General features: G+C 64.1%; 17 protein-coding genes. 8 read left to right on the top strand and 9 right to left on the bottom strand.

Annotated elements, in window-relative coordinates:
• Positions 1–63 precede the first annotated feature (63 nt).
• Entirely contained in the window at positions 64–1,386 is a 1,323-nt protein-coding gene (locus tag FOM02_RS01515) for an SMI1/KNR4 family protein (RefSeq protein WP_027563951.1), read from the top strand.
• Positions 1,387–1,597: 211 nt separating this feature from the next.
• Here the strand turns inward: FOM02_RS01515 and FOM02_RS01510 are convergent, their stop codons facing one another.
• Entirely contained in the window at positions 1,598–2,416 is an 819-nt protein-coding gene (locus FOM02_RS01510; RefSeq protein ID WP_265441416.1) for an FUSC family protein, read from the bottom strand.
• A gap of 119 nt (positions 2,417–2,535) precedes the next feature.
• On the opposite strand from FOM02_RS01510, the gene FOM02_RS01505 reads away from it, so the two are divergent.
• A complete protein-coding gene (locus FOM02_RS01505) occupies positions 2,536–3,903 on the top strand; it encodes an MmgE/PrpD family protein (RefSeq protein ID WP_265441415.1) in 1,368 nt (455 codons plus the stop codon).
• Between the two features lie 96 nt (positions 3,904–3,999).
• Here FOM02_RS01505 and FOM02_RS01500 read toward each other — a convergent pair whose 3' ends face one another.
• The 3 genes from FOM02_RS01500 to FOM02_RS01490 all read right to left on the bottom strand — a co-directional run bounded on the left by FOM02_RS01500 (position 4,000) and on the right by FOM02_RS01490 (position 7,472).
• Positions 4,000–5,469 (bottom strand): serine hydrolase domain-containing protein, encoded by a 1,470-nt coding sequence (locus FOM02_RS01500; protein ID WP_035730584.1) that lies wholly within the window; start codon positions 5,467–5,469, stop codon positions 4,000–4,002.
• A gap of 324 nt (positions 5,470–5,793) precedes the next feature.
• Positions 5,794–6,849 carry a helix-turn-helix domain-containing protein gene (locus FOM02_RS01495; protein ID WP_265441414.1) on the bottom strand — a complete coding sequence of 352 codons (1,056 nt, stop codon included), beginning with the start codon at positions 6,847–6,849 and terminating at the stop codon, positions 5,794–5,796.
• Between the two features lie 53 nt (positions 6,850–6,902).
• On the bottom strand, positions 6,903–7,472 hold the full coding sequence (locus FOM02_RS01490) for a GNAT family N-acetyltransferase (protein WP_027563948.1): 570 nt from the start codon (positions 7,470–7,472) through the stop codon (positions 6,903–6,905).
• Between the two features lie 64 nt (positions 7,473–7,536).
• Here FOM02_RS01490 and FOM02_RS01485 point away from each other — a divergent pair, with 64 nt between their 5' ends.
• The 3 genes from FOM02_RS01485 (at position 7,537) to FOM02_RS01475 (ending at position 12,030) form a co-directional block, all read left to right on the top strand.
• The gene (locus tag FOM02_RS01485; protein ID WP_027563947.1) at positions 7,537–8,454 is read left to right on the top strand and encodes a pirin family protein; all 918 of its coding nucleotides are present in this window, start codon (positions 7,537–7,539) and stop codon (positions 8,452–8,454) included.
• A gap of 63 nt (positions 8,455–8,517) precedes the next feature.
• Positions 8,518–9,432 (top strand): phosphoribosylaminoimidazolesuccinocarboxamide synthase, encoded by a 915-nt coding sequence (locus tag FOM02_RS01480; protein WP_027563946.1) that lies wholly within the window; start codon positions 8,518–8,520, stop codon positions 9,430–9,432.
• Between the two features lie 381 nt (positions 9,433–9,813).
• Entirely contained in the window at positions 9,814–12,030 is a 2,217-nt protein-coding gene (locus FOM02_RS01475) for a SulP family inorganic anion transporter (protein WP_265441413.1), read from the top strand.
• Positions 12,031–12,254: 224 nt separating this feature from the next.
• On the opposite strand, the gene FOM02_RS01470 is transcribed toward FOM02_RS01475, so the two are convergent.
• On the bottom strand, positions 12,255–13,175 hold the full coding sequence (locus tag FOM02_RS01470; protein ID WP_035730580.1) for an NAD(P)H-binding protein: 921 nt from the start codon (positions 13,173–13,175) through the stop codon (positions 12,255–12,257).
• A 39-nt stretch (positions 13,176–13,214) separates the two neighbouring features.
• Here FOM02_RS01470 and FOM02_RS01465 point away from each other — a divergent pair, with 39 nt between their 5' ends.
• Positions 13,215–14,114: a helix-turn-helix transcriptional regulator gene (locus FOM02_RS01465; protein WP_265441412.1), complete on the top strand. Its 900-nt coding sequence runs from the start codon at positions 13,215–13,217 to the stop codon at positions 14,112–14,114.
• Between the two features lie 98 nt (positions 14,115–14,212).
• On the opposite strand, the gene FOM02_RS01460 is transcribed toward FOM02_RS01465, so the two are convergent.
• Together FOM02_RS01460 and FOM02_RS01455 are read right to left on the bottom strand one after the other, a co-directional pair.
• Positions 14,213–15,091 carry an MBL fold metallo-hydrolase gene (locus tag FOM02_RS01460; RefSeq protein ID WP_035730578.1) on the bottom strand — a complete coding sequence of 293 codons (879 nt, stop codon included), beginning with the start codon at positions 15,089–15,091 and terminating at the stop codon, positions 14,213–14,215.
• 28 nt (positions 15,092–15,119) lie between these two features.
• On the bottom strand, positions 15,120–16,109 hold the full coding sequence (locus tag FOM02_RS01455; protein WP_027563942.1) for a zinc-dependent alcohol dehydrogenase family protein: 990 nt from the start codon (positions 16,107–16,109) through the stop codon (positions 15,120–15,122).
• A 153-nt stretch (positions 16,110–16,262) separates the two neighbouring features.
• Between FOM02_RS01455 and FOM02_RS01450 the strand changes: the two genes are divergently transcribed.
• On the top strand, positions 16,263–17,180 hold the full coding sequence (locus FOM02_RS01450) for a LysR family transcriptional regulator (protein WP_027563941.1): 918 nt from the start codon (positions 16,263–16,265) through the stop codon (positions 17,178–17,180).
• A 101-nt stretch (positions 17,181–17,281) separates the two neighbouring features.
• On the opposite strand, the gene FOM02_RS01445 is transcribed toward FOM02_RS01450, so the two are convergent.
• The gene (locus FOM02_RS01445; protein ID WP_027563940.1) at positions 17,282–18,775 is read right to left on the bottom strand and encodes an NAD-dependent succinate-semialdehyde dehydrogenase; all 1,494 of its coding nucleotides are present in this window, start codon (positions 18,773–18,775) and stop codon (positions 17,282–17,284) included.
• Between the two features lie 105 nt (positions 18,776–18,880).
• Positions 18,881–19,201: a hypothetical protein gene (locus tag FOM02_RS01440; protein WP_027563939.1), complete on the bottom strand. Its 321-nt coding sequence runs from the start codon at positions 19,199–19,201 to the stop codon at positions 18,881–18,883.
• Between the two features lie 344 nt (positions 19,202–19,545).
• On the opposite strand from FOM02_RS01440, the gene FOM02_RS01435 reads away from it, so the two are divergent.
• Positions 19,546–20,739 (top strand): serine hydrolase domain-containing protein, encoded by a 1,194-nt coding sequence (locus FOM02_RS01435; protein ID WP_027563938.1) that lies wholly within the window; start codon positions 19,546–19,548, stop codon positions 20,737–20,739.
• The last annotated feature ends 113 nt before the right edge of the window (positions 20,740–20,852 follow it).

The raw sequence follows: 20,852 nt of genomic DNA, 5'->3' as shown, positions 1-20,852 counted from the left end.
GGTTTCCCTGAGATCGCGACTGAGACATGGCGCCCCGATGCCGGCGGCGCCTTCGGAGGTCGCATGCATCTGGCAAAGTTCTTCCACCGTCCACCCGGCGACGACGATCGCGAGCTGATGCTGATTCCGGGCGGCGATCCCATGGTGATCGGCGTTCGCATGAACCGGCAGGACGATCCGGAATCGGATCAGTATCTGCGCGAGGAATTTTCCGACATTGACGACGCCGTCTCAGCTTTCCGCCGCCATGTCGCCGAACTCGTCGCGTCCGGCTATGTCGAGACCAGCCATACCAACTACACGCTACGCGACCTCGGACCTGATCCGCAGGCCAAGCCGGATTGGCAGAAGGGGCTCGATGAGCTGATGATCCTCGCGCTCAGCGCGCCGCTGGCCGAGCAGGCGAAGCAGATCGAAGTGCTCAGGGGCACGCCGGCCGAGCACGAGCCGCTCTATCTCTGGCTCGCCGCCGATCACGGCAAGGCCGCAGGCGAGGACTTCGCGCAGACCCTGCGCTATGCCGAGCAGGCGCGCGATGCGATCAACGCGCGGCGGGCATCTCGGCAGGCCCATTATGCATGGTCCATCTCCGAGCAGGACCTCGAAGGAGAAATCCTGGAGTTGCTGAGCAGTCTCTATCTTCTCGCCAGCAATCCAGCCGCCTCGCTGGCGATCATCGAGCATTTGTGCCGGACCGCTCCGAGCCATGATCGCATTCGCCAGCGTGCCGAGCTTCTCTGCGGCTTCTTTCCCGAACGGAGGGAGGAGGCCTTCGACGATGCCTATCAATGGTCGCGCTTCGGCGGCTACGACGTCATCTTGCTGTTTCCCGAATATGCGGAATATGCAGCACGGCGCAGGGAAGGGACATCTGCCAAGGGCTGGCGCTTGCGACCCGCTACGCCGGTCAGCGCCGCAGATATCAGCGCCGCCGAGCAGGCGCTTGGCGTCCGGCTCCCCGAGGACTATCGCAATTTCCTGCTGACCCGCGGCGAGACCGAGCTGCTGGTTCGCCTGCCTGAATCCTCCTCCGAGCTGCGGTTCTATGCGCCGGGCGAACTCGCCACGCAGCTGCGCAATGTCCTCGACTTCATCGCCTATTCCGAGGATGAGCTCGAGGAGGCCTGCGCCTATTTCCGCAAGGAGTACGGTGTTTCATTGAAGCACCTGATTCCGATTGCCGAACCCTCGCAACTCAGCCGCTGCCTGCTGCTCCATCTCGAGCCTGGGGAGCGCTATGGCTGGTGCTTCCAATGGGATCATGACGGCGGGTGGGAATTGGAACAGCCGCAACCGAGTTTCGACGTTGCATTGAAGGCGCTGACAGACGGCATCGAGAGGCGTGATGCAACGCAGCTCGCGTTTTTCGATCTCTCTAGCGGGTGAGCTCGAGCAATCGCGTCAATGGAAGTACGTTCCCTCCCGCAAGGTGCGGGGCGCATTTGTACGGCCTGAGCGGGCGTCTCGAAGGATGGCCGCAGGAAGCCGCTTCCATATGCGATTGCCCTACTCCGCCACACGCGCCGACTTGTCACTTGCCTCCGACCATTCGCCGACGACACGATCGAGGTCACACAGGTTCTGGGCGAGACCTCCGTCAAGGCGCAGCTAACCGCATCTGCACCTCGACCGGCAACGGCACCACCGTGGCGCGGCCGATCATCACGACGTCGTGGCGCAGCCGCAGCACGGTTCGCAGCAAGGGACCCGTGTCGGGCCCGCTCGACAGCCGCGCGGCGCGCTCGCGCTCGGCCTCGGCGCCAATGGCATTCATGCCGACCATGGCGGTGCCGATGCCGTCCTGGATCCGGTGCAGCGCATCGTTGTCGCGGCCGCGGGTCAGGCCGGCGAGCAGTTCGGTGAAGGCATCGGCGATCAGCTCGAGCAATTGTGCGGCCACGGCACGGATCTGCCGCACCGCGCGCGAAGGCAGCACCACGAACGAGACGAGCAATCCGGTGACTGCACCGACGCCAACCTCGCTGACACGGTCGATCGCCGAGGTCATGGGATCGGAGTGATGCATGGTCGGGACCAGCAGCACAATCACGGCCGTCACCGTCGCGGCGCTCAGACTCGGATTGATCGCGGCGATGAAGGCGAGCGGAGCGACCGAGAGCACCAGCAGGCCAAGCAGGCCCACTTCGCTCGAATAGGGGATCAGGATCGCGATGGCGCCGCCATAGATCGCGCCGCCGATGGTGCCGAGCACATAGTCACGCGTCGCCTTCAGCGAACGGCCGACGCTCATCTGGGTCACGATCAGCGAGGTCAGGACAGCCCAGAGCGGCAGCAAGAGATGCAACGCGGTGGCGATCGCATAGGCCGCGGTCGCGGCCACGGTGACCCGGATCGCCAGTCCCAGCTGCGTCCGCCGCGACCGGATCCGCTCGAACACCTTGCCTGAGAATGCCATTGTCGAATGTCCCGGTCCGATCCCCGTAGGGCCAAAGCATAGCTGATGCCCGCGGCCGCAAGGCCGCTTGAAAGGCCAAATCAGCCCGCCTAACTTGCGCGCCAAAACGAGGAAACACGATGGCCCACGAAACCGCAACGCTCGCCGCCTATGTCGTCAATCTGAAATACCAGGATATTCCGGCGGAGGTGCTGGATCGCGCCAAGGTGCTGACGCTGGACTTCCTCGGCAGCGCCATCCGGGCTAGGTCCGAAGCGGAATCCACCCCCTCGATCCTGAAGATGCTGGAAGCGCTCGCGCTCGACACCAAGGGCGAGTCCACCGTGTTCGGCGACACCAAGACCTGGACACCGGCGGTGGCGGCTCTCCTCAACGGCGCGCTCGGCCATTCCCTCGACTTCGACGACACCCATGCCGATTCCTCGCTGCATCCGAGCGCGCCGGTGGTTCCCGCCGCCTTCGCCGTCGGCGAGATGGTCGGCGCCTCGGGCCGCGACGTGCTGACCGCGATCGTGGCGGGCTATGAAGTCTGCTGCCGGCTCGGCAACGCGCTCGATCCGACCTCGCATTATGCGCGCGGCTTCCACCCGACCGCGACCGCCGGCACCTATGGCGCGGCCGCGGCGGCCGGCAAGCTGTTTGGTCTCTCCGAGCAGCAGATCATCTCCGCCTTCGGCGTCTCCGGCAGCCAGGCCGCGGGCTCGCTGCAATTCCTGGTCAACGGCGCCTGGAACAAGCGCTACCAGGTCGGCGCCGCCGCGATGAACGGCGTGATTGCCGCAACATTGGCGCGCAACGATTTCGTCGGATCGACGGAATCGGTCGAAGGCAAGCATGGCCTGCTCGCCGGCTACACCAACGATGCGCATCCGGACAAGGCGGTGGCCGAGCTCGGCAAGAGCTACGAGACGATGAAGATCGGCGTGAAGCCGTATCCGAGCTGCCGCTACACCCACGCCGCGATCGACGCGCTGATCGCGATGCGGCGCGAGCACAATCTGACCCCCGACCAGGTCAAGCGCGTCGAGATCGGCCTGCACCGCAACGGCATTACGCTCACCGGCGATGCCGCGACCAAGCGCCACCCGCGCTCGATCGTCGGCGGCCAGTTCTCGATGTTCTTCACCGGCGCGCTCGCACTCGACCAGGGCTCATTCGGCTGGGACGACTATAACCGCCTTGGCGATGCCGCCATCGACGCGCTCGCCGACAAGTTCGACGTGGTGCAGGACGACCGCCTCGAGGTCGGCCGCACCCACCCGTTCGGCGCACGCGTCAGCATCACGACGGACGATGGCGTGCATGAGCGGCTCTATGCCGATCCCTCGGGCGAGCCGAATTCCTTCCCGGACACGCAGGCCATGCAGCAGAAGTTTCTGACCTTGGCGCGCCCGGTGCTGAATGCGCGGGCGGAGAAGTTCGCCGATGCGATCATGACGCTGGAGCGGTTCGATCGCGTGGCCAAGGCGACGGAGCTTGGGAGGTAGGAGCCGTCTCTTCGCCTCTCCCCGCTTGCGGGGAGAGGCCGAAATGCGCGCGAAGCGCGGATTCCGGGTGAGGGGGACTCTCCACCAATCCGACTCTCACCTCCCTTGCGGAGACTCCCCCTCACCCCAACCCTCTCCCCGCAATCGGGGAGAGGGGGAAGAGGTGGTGCGCGTCGCGGTCACCACGTCGCGCACAAGATCGAACACGCCGTCCGCTTCCGGCGGCCAGTTCGGCGAGCGGCCCATCCGCACGATCACCAGCTTCTCCGACGGGATCACGATGGTGTACTGCCCGATCGTGCCCTTGGCGAAGAACGCATCGCGCGGCCAGCCATGCTCCACGCGGAAGTTGGCGCCAAAGCTCTCGCCCTGGTTGGTCCAGAAGCCCGCGCCGATGCCGACCCATCCGCCCGGTGTCGCCGTGGCCGAATAGTTCACCCAGCCCTCCGGCAAGATGCGCTTGCCGCCGGCGACGCCGTCATTGAGATAGAGCTGGCCGAAGCGCGCCCAGTCGCGCGCCGACGCCAGCATCTCGCTCGAGCCCTCGATGGTGCCGACGCCATCGAGCTGAAGCGTGACGTGGCGCATGCCGAGCGGCGCGAACAATTCGCGGCGCGCGAAGCGCAGCGCATCTGCGGGATTGCCGCCGGCGGCATTGCGGATCAGATGCGAGAGGACGAGCATGTTGCCGTCGTGATAATTCCACGCCGTGCCCGGCGCGGTCGCAAGCGGCATGCTCGCGGCGTAAGTGGCCATGTCGTTCTCGACGAACTTCATGCGGTTGACAGGCTCGAAGGCGGAGCCGAGCGAAGCCTGCAACGAGCTGCCGAGCGCGAGGCCCGCCGTGTGGCGCAGCAGCTGATCGACGGTGATGGCATGGCGCGGATCATTGGGATTTTTCCAGGCGGCAACCGGTGCGGGTCCATCGAGCTTCAGCTTGCCCTGGCGCACGAGAATGCCTGTCAGCGCCGAGATCACCGATTTGGTCATGGAGAACCCAAGCAGCGGCGTCTCCGGCCCGATGCCGTCGGCATAGCGCTCGGCGATGATGCGGCCCGACTTCATCACGACGACCGCGCGGGTGCGGCGGTAGGGCGGCTGCGCAGGCTCGGTGAAGGCACGGTCGAGTGCGACGGCCAAGCCCTCGCTCTGCGGCGGCACGAGAGCGGGGCCGGCGATCTCCGGCAATAGCGCTGGCTGCCTCTCGTCCGGCGGTGGCGCCACGTCGGTGAGGCCAGTGCCATGCTCGAGCGTGCAGCCGAGCCCCTCGCGATAGACGGCATGGCTGCGGCCGATGCCGAACAGCGTCACCGTGACGTCCTTGCGCGCGCGGTCGACCTGATAGTCCATGGCCCAGGTGATCAGGCCGGTCCCGGGCATCGCGTCGTTGGTCTCGGTGAAGTTGCGGCGGGGGTCGAGGCCGGAGACGAACATCTCCGAGCACAGGATGTCGGCGACGAAGCCGGTCGCGACCTTCGGCACGTCGCGGGCCCGGGCGGCGCCGAGCGCGAGGCCGGCACAGGCGATGGTGGTGGCGAGGAGGACGATCTTGCGGCGGCGGGGCACGGGCTTTCTCTCCGGCTAAAGGGACGTGGCGGGAGGAAGCCGAAGCGGGCGGAGAAGCGCTCGCCGGATTTGGAAATGGGCTGGTTGAATATGGGCGGGGCTGGTCGATTTTGGAATTGCGGCGCGATTTCATGTATTTACAGGAGATTGAGCGGAGAGCGACGGTCTCTCGCTCCCTCTCCCCGTTCTTACGGGGAGAGGGTTGGGGTGAGGAGCCTCCCTCCCCGGCCGAGATCATCGTGAGACCTGTACCCCCTCACCCGGATTGCATCTTCGATGCAATCCGACCTCTCCCCGCAAGCGGGGAGAGGTGAAAAAAAGGCCTCAAGCCGTGCTCGTATTCAGCCGCCGGTATTCCGTCGGCGTCACGCCGGTGACCGCCTTGAAGGCGCGGTTGAAGGGGCCGAGCGACTGGAAGCCGGCGTCCATGGCGATGGTGATGACGGGAACCTCGGCCTGGGTGGGATCGGCGAGCGCGGCCTTGGCTTCCTCGATGCGGTGGTTGTTGAGGAACACATTGAAATTGCGGTAGCCGAGGCGCTGGTTGATCAGCCGGCGCAGCCGGTATTCGGGGATTTTCAGCCGGCCCGCCAGCGCGCCGATTGTGATGTTCTCCTGGCGATAGATCCGCTCGTCCGCCATCAGGCGCATCAGGGCTTCGATGAGCTTTTGGTCGGCGGATTCGTCGATGGCCGCGGGCTGAGCCAGAATTGGCGGCGTGGCCACCGACGCCGGAAACAGATCGGCGCCGTCGACGCGCATCACTGTATAGGCGATGGCCGCAACGATGCTGACGAGCACACCGGCATTGATCGTGTTGGCGACATCGCCCGCGCTGCCGGCAACGAGGATCTGAAGCACCGCATTCACCCCGCCATAGAGCGCGGCGGCGCAAACGATGAAGACACGAACATTGCGGCGGCGTTCGACCAGATCGGCCGGCCACGACTTGATCATCTGCGCGACTGCCAGCGCGATGAAGCCGAGCACCATCAGGTTCACTGCAGTCACGGGGAACCGCACGTTTCCGCTCGGCGCGATCCAGAGACATCCGACAAAGCTGAACGCAGTCACCGCCGCCCAGATCACCCCGTGCCACCAGCGCAGCCGAAACTCGTCGTCGAACAGCGCGCGCGTGAACAGCCAGAACACCACAATGTTGCCAGTCGACAGCGCGATCAGCGGGGCGTGCCAGCCCGCGGCCAGCGAAGAGAAACCGACCGAATAGCTCGCCGCATGCGCGGCCGAGCCGAGTGCGAAAGCCGCGCCGAGCCGCCCCGCCAGCACATTGCGGAAATCGGAGAGCAACGACGCCGCCAGCACCAGCAGTAGCGCGACGCTGGCGGCGCGAAAGGCGAGTTCAAGGTTGGTCAGCAGCATCCGGTCGGTCCGCTTCGTCAGCGCCGCGAACTTAGGTCAGATCGGAGATCGATTCAATTTCGCCGCCATGAAGCCCGCGACGTGATCCAGGCGTCGGCGGGCTTGCCGAACAGATCGATCTGCCGATCCTTCCGTGCACCCAGGCTGCGGGCCACAGCTTGCGATGGTGCATTTTCACTGTCGATACAGTGCATGATCTCGTCGATCTCAAAACTGTCGAACGACCAGTCGATCGATGCGCGGGCCGCTTCCACCGCGTAACCCTTGCCGCGAAATTCCCGGGCAATGCCCCAGCCGACCTCGAAGGCAGGCCAGCCCGGCGGGCACCAGGGACCAACGCGCCCGACATATTTGCCGCTCGACTTCTCCTCGACCGCGAACATGCCAAAGCCGTAAAGCGCCCAATGCCCTGACATCACGGCGGCGTTGCGCCAACCGCCGATCTCGGTGGTCACAGGCTTGCCGTCCGGCGCGATGAAGCGCGCCGTGCCGGGATCGGTCAGCATCATCGCGTTCGGCGCGATATCGCTGGCGCGCCACGGCCGCAGGATCAGGCGTTCCGTCTCTATTCTGGGGCCTGTGGCCTGAAGCAGAACGGCACCAGGCTTGAGCGGCGGAATCATCTGTCTCCTCCCGTTCCCATCATTGTTCTGCTACGATCATACCAGCAAAGAACAGGAGTCCACCATGAGCTGGCAACCCTCGAACGATCCCGTGCTCGGCGATCCCATGTCCTGCGACGCGCTCGATCTTGTCATCGTACCGCGCACGCGCGATCTCGGCGACGGATTTGAAGTGCGGCGCGCGCTGCCGCACGGCAAGCGGCAGATGGTCGGGCCCTTCATCTTCTTCGATCATTTCGGCCCGGTGCAGTTCGTCTCCGGCAAGGGCATGGACGTGCGGCCGCATCCGCATATCGGGCTTGCCACCGTCACCTATCTGTTCGACGGCGCCATCATGCACCGCGACAGCGAGGGCAACGTCCAGGAGATTTCGCCGGGGGCGATGAATTTGATGACGGCTGGGCGCGGCATCGCCCATTCGGAGCGTACGCCAGATGCACAGCGCGCCTCGGGCCAGAAGATGCTGGGCCTGCAAAGCTGGATCGCGCTGCCGGCCGGATCGGAGGAGATCGAACCCTCGTTCCAGCATTACGCCGCCGGCGATCTGCCGATGATCTCCGAGCGCGATTTCACCGCGCGGGTGATCGCAGGCTCCGCCTTCGGCATCACCTCGCCTGTTACGATGGTGTCGCCCTGGTTCTACACCGAGGTTACGGCGGTGGCGGGCGCGACCGTGCCACTCGACCCCGATCATGAAGAGCGCGCGATCTATATCGTCGACGGCGAGGTCGAGATCGCCAACGAGCGCTATGAGGGGCCGCGGCTGCTGATCTTCCGCCCGGGCGACCGCATCACCGTGAAGGCGCTCAAGGCGACGCGGATGATGTTTCTCGGCGGCGATGCATTGGAGGGCCCGCGCCACATCTGGTGGAATTTCGTCTCCTCCAGCAAGGAGCGGATCGAGCAGGCCAAGCAGGACTGGAAAACCGGCCGCTTCGCCGGGGTTCCGCAGGAACATGAGTTCATTCCGCTGCCGGAATAGGCTAATCCGGTTTCCGGCCGCGCCATCAGGCGCGGCCGGATGTCCCGTGCGAAAGCTTTGCCGATGACCACCATGCTCTCCAGCAACCTGCCGCTGCCCAAGATCGGCCGCGGCAAGGTGCGCGATATCTACGCCGTCGACGACGACCGCCTGCTGCTCGTCACCACCGACCGCATCAGCGCCTTCGACGTCGTGATGGGCGAGACCATCCCGATGAAGGGCGCGGTGCTGACGCAAATCAGCGCATTCTGGTTCGGCAAGCTCGAAGGCGTGGTGCCGCATCACATGATCAGCGCCGACACCGACGAGATCATCGCCGCCGTGCCGGCGCTGAAACCGCATCGCGCCGAGATCCTCGGCCGCGCCATGCTGTCGCGCCGCACCACCGTGTTTCCGATTGAATGCGTGATCCGCGGCTATCTCTCCGGCTCAGCCTGGAAGGAATATGCGGCCAGCGGCACGCTCGCCGGCGAGAAGCTGAAGGCCGCTCTCGTCGAGAGCGAGAAGCTGGAGCCTTCGATCTTCAGCCCGGCGACCAAGGCCGAAAGCGGCCATGACGAGAACATCACCATCGCGAAGATGCGCGCGGTCGTCGGCGACGAGGTCGCCTACACGCTCGAGAGCATGACGCGCGCGATCTACACGCTCGGCGAGGAGCTCGCGCGCGAGCAGGGCATCATCATTGCGGACACCAAATTCGAGTTCGGCCGCGACAAGGACGGCCGCATCATCTTGATCGACGAGGTGATGACGCCGGATTCCTCGCGGTTCTGGGCGGTCGATGCCTACAAGCCCGGCCAGCCGCAGGCGAGCTTCGACAAGCAGCCCTTGCGCGACTATCTCGATGTTGAGCGCCGCGCCGGCCGCTGGAACGGCGACGCCCCGCCACCGCCGCTGCCGGCAAGCGTCGTGGATGCGACCAGCAAGCGGTATCTGGAAGCGTATCGGCGGGTGACGGGGAAAGAGCTGAAGATTTAGGCCGGGCTGCTGCTTTCTCCGCTGTCGTCCCTGCGAAAGCAGGGACCCATACCGCGTGATCCTTCGATTGCAGTCGGTCGCGGTATCACCAAGAGTCTTCGTCGCACTGCTTCCTGGGGGTATGGGTCCCGGATCGGCGCTCCGCTCCAGACAACGCTACGCGTTATCGGAAGCTGTGCTTGTCCGGGACGACACTGAGTTTGTGGCGCGGGCTTCGTCTCCATCCTGATGCGTGACCTGCCATTCACATGCAGTGGACCCACATCCGCATCGAGCCGTCCCAAACTGTCGGATACTTCATAGTTACAAGAATCCTGTTGCGCTAAGCCCGTACTCGTCTACGTCTCAAAACGGAATTCCTTCAGGGGCGAGCGGCAGGGCGTGACCGATCCAGCAATTACCTTCACTCCGGCTCCGCGGCTCGAGCCGGCTCTCAAGCGTGCGCTGAATGATATATTGGGTGGCAGTGCCGCCAGCGTCCTGACTGTCACCTTCGGGCTGTCCTATTCGCTGCTGATCTTCGCCGGCCCGCTCTCGCCCTATCTGTCCTACGGCATCGCGGCGACCTTCATCAGCTCCGCCGTGCTCGCCGCCATCGTCGCGCTCGGCAGCTCCCTGCCCTTCGCGATTGCCGCCCCCGACAGCTCGACTGCCGCCGTGACCGGCATCCTGGCGGCCTCGCTGGTCGAACGGGTGGTGGCGGCCAATCCGGCCGCGCCGCTGCTCTCGCCGGTCCTGATCACGCTCGGCCTGTCGACGGTGCTGACCGGCGTCGTGCTGTGCGGACTGGGCCTGACCCGGATGGGCCGCGCCATCCGCTACGTGCCATATCCGGTGGTCGGCGGCTTTCTCGGCGCGACCGGCCTGCTCATCGTGATGGGCGCGATCCGGGTCATCACCGATCACCCCGTGCAGTTCGCGACCTTGACGCGCCTTGCCAACGGCATCGCGCTGTCGGAACTCGGTGCCGCCTGCGCCATGGCGCTGGTGCTGTACCTGACCTGGCATCGCTCGCGCAGCCCGTTCGGACTGCCGATCATCCTGGTCGGCGGCGTGCTCACCGCGCATCTGGCGTTCTGGATCACGGGCGTCTCGCTCAATGAGGCCCGCGCGCTGGGCTGGACCTTCCAGCCGCCGCCGCAGGCGGCCTTCATGGTGCCCTGGCACGTCGATGGCCTGATCCACTATCCCTGGTTCGCCGTGCCGGACCTGCTCGGCAATCTCGTCGCCGTGATCTTCGTGACCGCGTCGAGCACGCTGTTCAACACGACGGGAATCGAGGTGGCCGTGCATCGCGAGGCCAATCTCGAGCGCGAGCTCAACGTCACCGGCACCGCCAACATGCTGACCGGCGTGCTCGGCGGCTATGCCGGCTGCATCTCGGTCAGCCGCTCGGTGCTCAACTTCTCGAGCGGCGGCCGCGGGCGGCTGTCCGGCCTCACGGTCGCGGCGATGTCGCTGCTGATGCTCGCGATCGCGCCCGATCTGCTCGGCTTCATCCCGAAATTCGTGCTCGGCGGCTTGCTGCTCTATCTCGGCGCCGACCAGCTGCACAAATGGATCATCGAATCGCGCAAACGGCTGTCGAAGCTGGAATATCTCTCGCTGATCGCCATCATCGCGATCATCGTGGTCTGGGGTTTCGTCCCCGGTATTTTGATCGGCATCATCATCGGCTGCGCGACCTTTGCGTTCAGCGCCGCAAGGGTGGAATCGATCAAGTACAGTTTCGACGGCTCGGAGTATCGCTCCTCGCTCGACCGCTCGCGCGACGACCAGGAGGTGCTGCAGGCCCATGGCGGCAAGATCCAGGGCCTGAACCTGCAGAGCTATCTCTTCTTCGGCTCGGCCAACCGGCTCTACCAGCACGTCAAGCGGCTGCTCCAGGAGCGCCCGGAGTGCCGCTATCTGCTGTTCGACTTCAAACTCGTCACCGGCGTCGACTCCTCCGCCGCCTACAGCTTTGCCCAGATCAAGCGCAGCGCCGCCGAGCTCGGCGTCGAGCTGATCCTGGTGCACCTGTCGGCCGCTGCCGAGAAAGTACTGCGCTCCAGTGATTTCATCGGCGAAGGCGTCACCATCATTCCCGAGCTCGATCACGCGCTGGAATGGTGCGAGAACGAGATCATCTCGCAGCATCAGGGGCTGGCGCAGGAAGAGGCCAGCCTGCGCGACTGGTTCGCTGGGATTCTCGACAGCGAGAGCGATGCCGACGCGCTGATCCACCGCTGCCAGCGCATCGAGGTCAGCGCGGGCGAGGTCATCGTGCAGGCCGGCGATCCCGCCGATTCCATGCATTTCATCCTCGACGGCCGCGTCGGCATCATGGTGCCTGCCGAGGACGACCGCACCACGCGTGTGCGCAGCCTGGGGCGCTACACCACGATCGGTGAAATGGGCCTCGTGTCGCACGCCCCGCGCAGCGCGACGATCCAGGCCGAAGTTGACAGCGTGCTCTACGTGCTGAACACGCACCAGTTCGACGCGATCAAGGAGGAGGATCCCGCGCTCAGCCACAAGCTGCTGACCTATTTCGTGTCGGTGATGGCGGAGCGATTGACGTTTGCGAACCGGACGATCGCGGTGCTGCGGCGGTGAGGGCCTGCGCTGGCAAGCCCCCTGTAACGGCGCAAACGCACGAGCAGGAGGCGGCTTTCGAGCCGCCTCCTGCCGGTTAGGCCCCTGCCATCATCGCGTATTTCGATCTCGACATATAAACATGCGCCTCGCTGAAGCCCCCCTCGATCAGCATCCGGCGCGTTGCCGCATCTCGCTCGTTCCAGATCGCGATGTCGTTCTGGACGGGATGGTCACCAGTTCACTCATTTCGCTTCCTTCCTCTTTGCACCCATGCCCACCAGTTGCGACAAGGTGTCGTGGACCATCGTGTCCAGACTGCTTGCAGTGACCCCCAGCAATTTCTCGGTGTCGCCGGCATCGAGCAGGAGCGGCTTCTCGAACAGATAGGACATCTCGATCCCCTCGTCGAAGCCGATGCTTTCCAGGTCGGCCGAGGTGAGCCGTGACAGATTCGGGACGTCAATCTTCAGCGCGGCCGCGAATCGGTGCACCAGTTCGCGCACCGACGCGGATTGCGAAGGCACGTGAAAGGCGCGCCCCCATTGTCCGGTGAAGCGCGACGCGGCAACCAGCGTCTTCGCGGTGTCCTTGGTGAAGGACCAGGCATGCGCCGCATCCGGATCGCCGAGGAAGGCCACAGGCCCGTTCTTGAGGAGAGACGGCAACGCCAGCAGCGAAAAATACGCGACCGCACCGTCGCCGAGATAGTCGCTGGCGCGAATCTCGAGCGCAGGAACGCTCGATCGCAGGGCGCGCTGCCACATGATGTGCCGGGTCGTGCCCTTTCGACTGGTCGGGTCCGGATCCAGGTCCGGCGTGAGAGGGCTCGCGGCCCGCGCGCCATAGCCATAGACATTTCCGACCACGAGCAGCCGGGAGCCAACCTGCTCGGCTGCCTTGACCGTTCCATCCATGATCGGAAAGAAGTCGGTCGGCCATCGATGATAGGCCGCCATGGCGCACATGAAGATCGCGTCGGCGCCCTTGCTCAGGGCCGCCAGCTGCGCGGCGTCAGTGGCATCCGACGAAACCGTTCGTACAGCTCCGGCACTGAGCGATCCGGCATTCCTGCTGGTCAGGATGACGCTGTGCCCTTCCTCCGCCAGAAGGCGCGCGGTTTCGCGCCCGACCGGGCCAGCTCCGACAATCACGTAATGACTCACTTTGCTTCCTCATGTGTCACGAAACGACAGATGAGTTCTTTGACGCTCCTGCCGTTGAAAATCGCGCACGATGCGCCAAATACCGGACACGTTCTGCCAAGACCTTGGGGCCCGAAGAGCCGGCCATGCGTGCGAGATCGAGTTCTGCGCCAACATCGACCGGCAGCACCGCCGCGGCCACGCGCACCGAGCCGAATTCCGTGGCGCTGGAGCCGATCGGCGATCACCGGATCATCATCCACCTCAGCCCTGCGACGCGCTCACTTTGCCTCGAGACCGGAGACAGGTTCTTCGCGTCAGGCCGGCGATATCGATGTGATTCCGTCCGGCGCCATCGGCGGCTTCGTCGCGGAAACGCCCTACAAATCGCTTCAGATCCGGCTCGCGCCGCGCATGCTCGATCATGCGGCATCCCGGAGCGGACAATTGGCGTCCGCCCGACTCGCACATCATCATATGCTGCGGAATGACCGCATCATTCTGCTCGGACAGGCGCTCGAAAGCGACGTGAAAGCGGGCTCGCCGAGCGGTCCGCTGTTTGCCGAAAATGTTGGGATGGCCCTGGCGGTGGAGCTGCTCAGCCTGACGAATGATCCGCCGGCGCAGGCGGCGCGCCTGTCGAACGAGCAGCTCCAGAGGGTTTTGGCCTATATCGATGCCAATCTCGACCGGCCGCTCACGATCGACATTCTCTGCCGCGAGGCCGGCGTCAGCAGCTCACATCTGCGGACCTGGTTCAAGGCGGCCATGGACGTCACGATCCATCGCTACATCCTGAGACGGCGGGTGGAGCATGCACGCCTGCTCCTCCTCCAGGGCGATCGCAAGCTCAGCGACATCGCCCTGGAGGCGGGCTTTTCCCATCAATCTCATCTGGCCAAATGGATGCGCCGCGAACTCGGATACAGTCCGAGTCAACTGCGTCGAAGCCGGAATTGATCGAGCGAGGGCTTTAGACCCCCGCCATCATCACATATTTGAACTCGACATATTCTTCCATGCCGTGACGCGAGCCTTTGCGCGCATACCCTCTCGGCTCAGATGAGCTCCGCGGACCAGGGTTCATGACGGATTTCGAACGACTGTCCCTTCTTCGACAGCCGCGCGAACCCGGGGAAATTGAGGTGCATTCCGGCGACGAGCTCTCCGGTCGCGGAGACTCTTTCCAGCATTTTCTTTCGGGTTTCTGCGGCCGCCTGCGGATCGGCGTCGAACGCGATCGTCACGTCGGGCCTGGGCACCTGAATATCCGGATAGTGAACGATGTCGCCCCAGATCAGCAGGGACGCATCGCCGCCATCGATCCGGTAGCCGCTATGTCCGGGGGTGTGGCCGGGGAGATGTTCGATCACGATGCCGGGCGCGACTTGCCCTGCACTGACCGTCCGACGCCGCGCGCCATAGGCCTCGAATACACTTCGGGCGGCCTGAAAGAACGGCTTCATCGCGTCCGGGGCCTGATTGAGATTCGCATCATCCGACCAGAAGGCGAATTCGGCGTCGTGCATCACGATCTCGGCGTTTGGAAACTGGGGCGCCGACGGCAAGGCCCCGACGAGACCTCCGACATGATCCGGATGGGCATGGGTCAACAGGATCTGGTCGATCGCGAGCGGGTTCACATTGGCCGCGGCAAGCGAGGCATGCAAACGCCCTCCCCAACCGTGGATGCCGCCGCCGCCGCCATCGACCAATATGGTCCGGCCTTTTCCCTCGATCAGATAGGCGCTGACGGTCATCGCGGATGACGGATGACGTCCCGTCGCCACCGTCATGCTCATCGCCTCGTCAGGTCCTATTCCGGACAAGAGATCGAACGGCACGCTGACGACGCCGTCGACGATCGCAGTGACGATGTAGTCGCCGATTTTCCGTCGGTTCAGGCCGGCGGCCTGCCAGTTGTTCGTGTTCGTCATTCCATCATCCCTAACTGTGTTGCGGGTCTCAGACCGTGACGACGATCTTTCCGATCTGCTCATTCGACTCCAGGAAGCGCGTTGCCTCCTGGATCTGATCGAACTCGAAACTTCGGGAGATCACCGGCTTCAGCGTCCCGGATGAAAGGCCTTCCGAGATGTATCTCTTCGCGCGCGCCAGCACGTCGTCGTCATCGACGACCTCGTTGTAGAGATAGCCCTTGATTGTGAGGCTCTTTCCGAGCACGGCAAATTGGGGGAACGCGCCCATATCCGGGCTCAAGGCGCCGTACTCGATCAAGATCCCACGATGAGACATCGCATGCGCCAACTGCTCGATGGCGGGACCACCGATCGGATCGAATACGACGCGCGCTCCCTTGCCGCTCGTGATCTCCATCACCCGCGAGACGAGATCCTCTTCGGCGGTTGCGATGACGTGATGGGCACCTGCATCCAGCAGCGCCTTACGCTTCGCGCTGCTCCGCGTCGTCGCGATGATCGTCGCTCCCACCGCGCGCGCGATCTGAAACGCCGCAGTCCCGACGCTGCTGGATGCCGCCGTGACGATGACGTAGTCGTCCGCCTTCAGATTCGCTTGCTCGATCAGCGCACCCCAGGCGGTGACATATTTCATCCACGATGCGGCGGCCTGCGCAAAGGTGAGGTTTTTCGGATGCACCACCAGATTGCGGGCCGGAATATTGATGACTTCGCCGTACGTGCCCCATCGCGCCATGTCTTCGGTCGGAATGACGCTCACCGACTGGCCCGGACGGAAATCACTCACCGACGCGCCGACCGCTTTGACGATACCCGCCGCCTCATAGCCCAGCCGGCTGGGAAACTGCGCCTGCTGCACGTAAGCGTTGCGCCGGAACATGACCTCGGCCCGATTGAGCCCGATCGCGCGCACCACGATCTGGACTTCATCGACTTCGGGAGCCGCGACCTCGATGTCCTCGATCTTGAGAACGTCGGCGTCACCATATTCGTGAAAGCGAACAACGCGGGCCATCTCCTGCCTTTCCGGATTTCGTCTCGGCCAATTGCCGGACCCGGAGATAGCTCCGCCCTTTGTTCGTCGGAAGCGGTGAAATTTGAACTTTATTGTTATGATATTTTATAACAATCTGGGTGCGGCTGAGATCGCGCCCGATGGAGAAGACGCATGGACTTTCTGCAGCAATTGAAAGTCTTCGTGGCCGTTGCGGAGAACAGGAGTTTTACGCGGGCGGCCGAGGCCCTTCGCGCGACCCGTCCCACCGTGACGAACGCCGTGAGCGAACTGGAAAAGTCGATCGGCGCAAGACTGCTGCATCGAACGACGCGCCAGACCTCCCTGACGAGTGAAGGGCGATTGTTCTATGATCGCTCGGTCGCAATCCTCAACGAGGTCGGGGAAGCGCGTAACCTGTTTGGCGGCGCCGGCGACGCGCCAAAGGGACGCCTGCGGGTCGATATCCCCGTTGCGATCGCCAAACCACTGATCATCCCAAATCTTCCGGACTTCCAGGCAAAATACCCTGACATCGATCTCATCCTCGGTGTCAGCGATCAGCCGGTCGATCTGATCGCAGAAGGTATCGATTGCGTGCTGAGGATCGGCGACCTGCCGGTCAGCAGCCTCGTCGGGCGCGTTCTCGCCAAGATGGCCATGTTGATCTGCGCGTCACCTGTTTACCTCGACAGGTTCGGCACTCCGGAAAGTGTCGCGGACCTCAGGGGTCATCGCGCAGTCAATTATTTTTCGGGCCGGGGCCATGTCGCCATCCCCTGGCGTCTTCCGCGGGGGACCGGCGAGCGCGAGCTTCGCCTGGAAACCGGCATCCTCGTGAACGACACGGAGGCTTTCCTTGCGTGCGCTCTCGCCGGCATGGGGCTGATCCAGGTGCCCGGCTGCGTCGTCAAGGAATATCTGAACAACGGAATGCTCGTGCGGGTCCTGCCGAAGTTGCGGCCCGTCCATCGCCCGCTATCGATCATGTTTCCGGCACGCGAGCATTTGGCGCCACAAGTGCGGGTGTTCATCGATTGGGCGAAGAGCCTCGTCGCAGACGTGGACAGTCCCTGGATCAGCTCGCCCTGAGCTGCAACGCTGATGACGCTCGTGATGCCCGGGCCTGTCCCGATAAGTCGTGGATGGCCGGGTCAAGCCCGGCCATGACGGTTGTGGAGACAGCTACGCCCTCACACCCCGGCCATCATCACGTATTTGATCTCGACATATTCTTCCATGCCGTGACGCGAGCCTTCGCGGCCAAGGCCGCTTTCCTTGACGCCGCCGAAGGGCGCGACTTCCGTGGTGATCAGACCGGTGTTGACGCCGACCATGCCTGACTCCAGCGCTTCGGCGACGCGCCAGACGCGGCCGAGATCGCGGGAGTAGAAGTAGGAGGCGAGGCCGAACGGCGAGGCGTTGCACATCGCAATGACGTCCGCCTCGTCCTTGAAGCGGATCACCGGCGCAAGCGGGCCGAACGTCTCTTCCTGCGACACCAGCGAGTCCGGCTTGACGTCGGCGAGCACCGTCGGCTCGAAGAACGAACGACCGAGCTCGCTGCGCTTGCCACCGGTGACGACCTTGGCACCGCGCTTCACCGCGTCCGCGATGTGGCGCTCGACCTTGTCGATAGCCTTCATGTTGATCAGGGGCCCTTGCGTGACGCCGCTCTCGGTGCCGTCGCCGATCTTCATCGCCGCAACCTTCTTCGAAAGCTTTTGCACGAACTCGTCGTAGATCTTGTCCTGGGCGTAGATGCGATTGGCGCAGACGCAGGTCTGGCCCATGTTGCGGTATTTCGAGACGATGGCGCCTTCGACCGCAGCATCGATGTCGGCATCGTCGAACACGATGAACGGCGCATTGCCGCCGAGCTCGAGGCCGAGCCGCTTCACGCCGACGGAGGCCTGCTGGTAGAGGATCTTGCCGACCGCGGTCGAGCCGGTGAAGCCGACGAAGCGCACCGCCGGATGCTCGCACAGCACCTTGCCGATCGGCGGCGCGTCACCGGTGATGATGTTGAGCACGCCCTTGGGGATGCCGGCTTTCTCGGCAAGCACGGCCAGCGCCAGCGCCGACAGCGGCGTCTCGTTGGCGGGCTTGAGCACCACGGTGCAGCCCGCGGCCAGCGCCGGCGACACCTTTCGCGTGATCATGGAGTTCGGGAAATTCCACGGCGTGATGGCGCCGCAGACGCCGATCGGCTGCTTGATCGCAAGCAGTCGCGCATCCGGCCGCTGCGTCGGGATGGTCTCGCCATAGACGCGGCGCGCCTCTTCGGCGAAGAACTCGATATAGGCGGCGCCGATATCGACCTCGCCGAGCGCTTCCGACAGCGGCTTGCCCTGCTCGGAGGTGAGGATCAGCGCAAGGTCCTCGCGATTGGCGATGATCAGCTCGAACCATTTGCGCAAAATGTTGGAGCGCTGTTTTGCGGTGTGCTTGGCCCAGGCCGGGAACGCACGCTCGGCGGCTTCGACCGCCTTGGTCGTATCGTCCGCACCGAGCTGCGGGACCTTGGCGATCTCGACCCCGGTCGCAGGATTGTTGACGGCGAACACCGGCGTGCCGACCCAAGCGCCGTCGATGTAGCAGGCTTCCTTCAGCAGCGAGGGGTCCTTCAACCGGTCGCGCAGAGTGGCGGTAGATTGTTGAGCGCGTGCGGCGGCGGTCGGGGTCATGGCGTTGCTCCTCGGGACATCGATTGGCCCGGAATATAAGGAGAGACGGCGCGCAATGCACCGTCCCGCAACGCACATCTGATGGGAGCTAAGCTGGGGGCGGCCTTAGGCCGCGCCGCTCATATAGGTCTCGCGCCGGCCGATCATGCGCTCGGCGGCGGCCTTGGCATCGGCCTTCGATGAGGTCGCACACGTCCGGTATTCGAGATCGGGAACGTCGGAGGTGTCGCGGCGGCCGAACCACGACTTCGAGCCGACCGGCAGCAGCGCCAGCGACTGCGCGAGATTGTCGACCGCGTCGAACGAGTAGAGTGCGCCGGTGCCGGCGATCCGGACCTCGTAAATGCCCGGCGAGATCGGCGCCTCCAGATTGTCTCCTCGTCCAGGACGGGGATAGCGCTTCCATTCGCTCCAGGTCGAAATCATTTGAGGTCCCCCTCGCGGTCTTGAACGACCGCAAATTGCATCAAGTTCTAACGTCAGGCGCCGATCGGGCCATGTGCTGAACGCCGCAACGCACAAAATGTTTCAAGTGCTTCAAACACTGAAAACATATCGCCTGCGTCCATCCAAGGTCACGGCGAGTTGCGGCCATCCACCGCAGATTGTGACGGAGTGTTGCACCTCAGCCCGTGTTGTCGTCCTGCGGCGACAGCGCACCGTCAAGTCACGACATCGCGACCGGCGCGCAAGTTGAGAGACTTGCCGCACGCGACCTCAGGGAGGACAATCGATCACTTCCAACAATAATCAAACCGGAGGAAACGCGTATGCATAGCCAAGCCGAGATCGACGAGATCCTGCGTAAGACAAGCGACGCCAAGGAAATCCCCGGCGTGGTCGCCATCGCCGCGAGCGGCAGCGACGTGCTGTATCATGGCGCGTTCGGCAAACGCGATTTGTCGAAGCCCGACGCGATGACCGAGGACAGCGTGTTCTGGATCGCCTCGATGACGAAGGCGGTGACATCGGCGGGCGCGATGCAACTGGTCGAGCAAGGCAAGCTGTCGCTCGATAAGCCGATCGGCGAGGTGCTGCCCGACCTCGCCAAGCCGCAGGTGCTCGAAGGCTTCGACGCCGCGGGCGAGCCGAAGCTGCGGCCGGCGAAGGGGCCGATCACGCTGCGCCAGCTCATGACCCACACCGCCGGTTTTGCCTACAATGTTTGGAATGGCGATCTCGCACTCTATTTGGAGAAGACCGGAACCCCGAACATCTTCTCCTGCCAGGACATCGCGCTGAAGACGCCGATCATGTCTGATCCCGGCACGCGCTGGGAATATGGCATCAACATCGACTTCGTCGGCAAGGCCGTGGAAGCCGTCAGCGGCAAGCGGCTCGATGCCTATCTGCGCGACAATCTCTTCACCCCGCTCGGCATGAGCGACACCGGCTTCAAGATCACCGACAACATGCGCAAGCGGCTGGTCACCACCCATGCTCGCGGCGAGGATGGATCGCTGGCGCCGATCCCGTTCGAGATCGAGCAGAATCCGGAATTTTGCATGGGTGGTGGCGGCCTTTACGGCACTGCCGGCGACTACATCAAGTTCACCCAGATGATCCTCAGCAAGGGCCGCGGCAACGGAAACCAGGTGTTGAAGCCCGAAACGGTCGCGCTGATGGGCCAGAACCACATCGGCGACCTCACCATTGGCAAGATGACGACGGTTGCGCCCATGTACACCAACGATGTCGATCTCTTCCCTGACATCGTGAAGAAGTGGGGACTGTCCTTCCTGATCAACACAGCCAAAACGCCGGAGGGCCGCAGTGCCGGCAGCCTCGCCTGGGCTGGTCTCGCCAACACCTATTTCTGGATCGACCCGGCGCGCGATGTTTCCGGCGTGATCCTCATGCAGGTGTTGCCGTTCATCGACGCCAAGTGCATCGAGGCCTTCACAGGATTCGAACGTGGAATCTATGCCGGGCTCGATGCGGGGAGCGGACAGAAGGCGGCGTGAGGCGACTTGGCGTACGGCCCTGCCCCCACGACGATTGTCATCCCCCGCGAAAGCGGGGGATCCAGTACGCCGCGGCTCCTCGATGATCCACTGATGTCTCGGAATACTGGATC

The organism is Bradyrhizobium sp. SEMIA (genome assembly GCF_014844175.1).
Classification (GTDB): domain Bacteria; phylum Pseudomonadota; class Alphaproteobacteria; order Rhizobiales; family Xanthobacteraceae; genus Bradyrhizobium; species Bradyrhizobium arachidis.
This window is presented reverse-complemented; position numbering and strand designations above follow the sequence as displayed.

Bases quoted from the DNA above. Each gene is read 5' to 3' on its own strand.
- FOM02_RS01460 (WP_035730578.1), bottom strand. From the start codon at position 15,091: ATGACGAACACGAACAACTGGCAGGCCGCCGGCCTGAACCGACGGAAA.
- FOM02_RS01435 (WP_027563938.1), top strand. From the start codon at position 19,546: ATGCATAGCCAAGCCGAGATCGACGAGATCCTGCGTAAGACAAGCGAC.
- FOM02_RS01505 (WP_265441415.1), top strand. From the start codon at position 2,536: ATGGCCCACGAAACCGCAACGCTCGCCGCCTATGTCGTCAATCTGAAA.
- FOM02_RS01490 (WP_027563948.1), bottom strand. From the start codon at position 7,472: ATGATTCCGCCGCTCAAGCCTGGTGCCGTTCTGCTTCAGGCCACAGGC.
- FOM02_RS01445 (WP_027563940.1), bottom strand. From the start codon at position 18,775: ATGACCCCGACCGCCGCCGCACGCGCTCAACAATCTACCGCCACTCTG.
- FOM02_RS01485 (WP_027563947.1), top strand. From the start codon at position 7,537: ATGAGCTGGCAACCCTCGAACGATCCCGTGCTCGGCGATCCCATGTCC.
- FOM02_RS01510 (WP_265441416.1), bottom strand. From the start codon at position 2,416: ATGGCATTCTCAGGCAAGGTGTTCGAGCGGATCCGGTCGCGGCGGACG.
- FOM02_RS01450 (WP_027563941.1), top strand. From the start codon at position 16,263: ATGGACTTTCTGCAGCAATTGAAAGTCTTCGTGGCCGTTGCGGAGAAC.
- FOM02_RS01440 (WP_027563939.1), bottom strand. From the start codon at position 19,201: ATGATTTCGACCTGGAGCGAATGGAAGCGCTATCCCCGTCCTGGACGA.
- FOM02_RS01480 (WP_027563946.1), top strand. From the start codon at position 8,518: ATGACCACCATGCTCTCCAGCAACCTGCCGCTGCCCAAGATCGGCCGC.
- FOM02_RS01515 (WP_027563951.1), top strand. From the start codon at position 64: ATGCATCTGGCAAAGTTCTTCCACCGTCCACCCGGCGACGACGATCGC.
- FOM02_RS01495 (WP_265441414.1), bottom strand. From the start codon at position 6,849: ATGCTGCTGACCAACCTTGAACTCGCCTTTCGCGCCGCCAGCGTCGCG.
- FOM02_RS01455 (WP_027563942.1), bottom strand. From the start codon at position 16,109: ATGGCCCGCGTTGTTCGCTTTCACGAATATGGTGACGCCGACGTTCTC.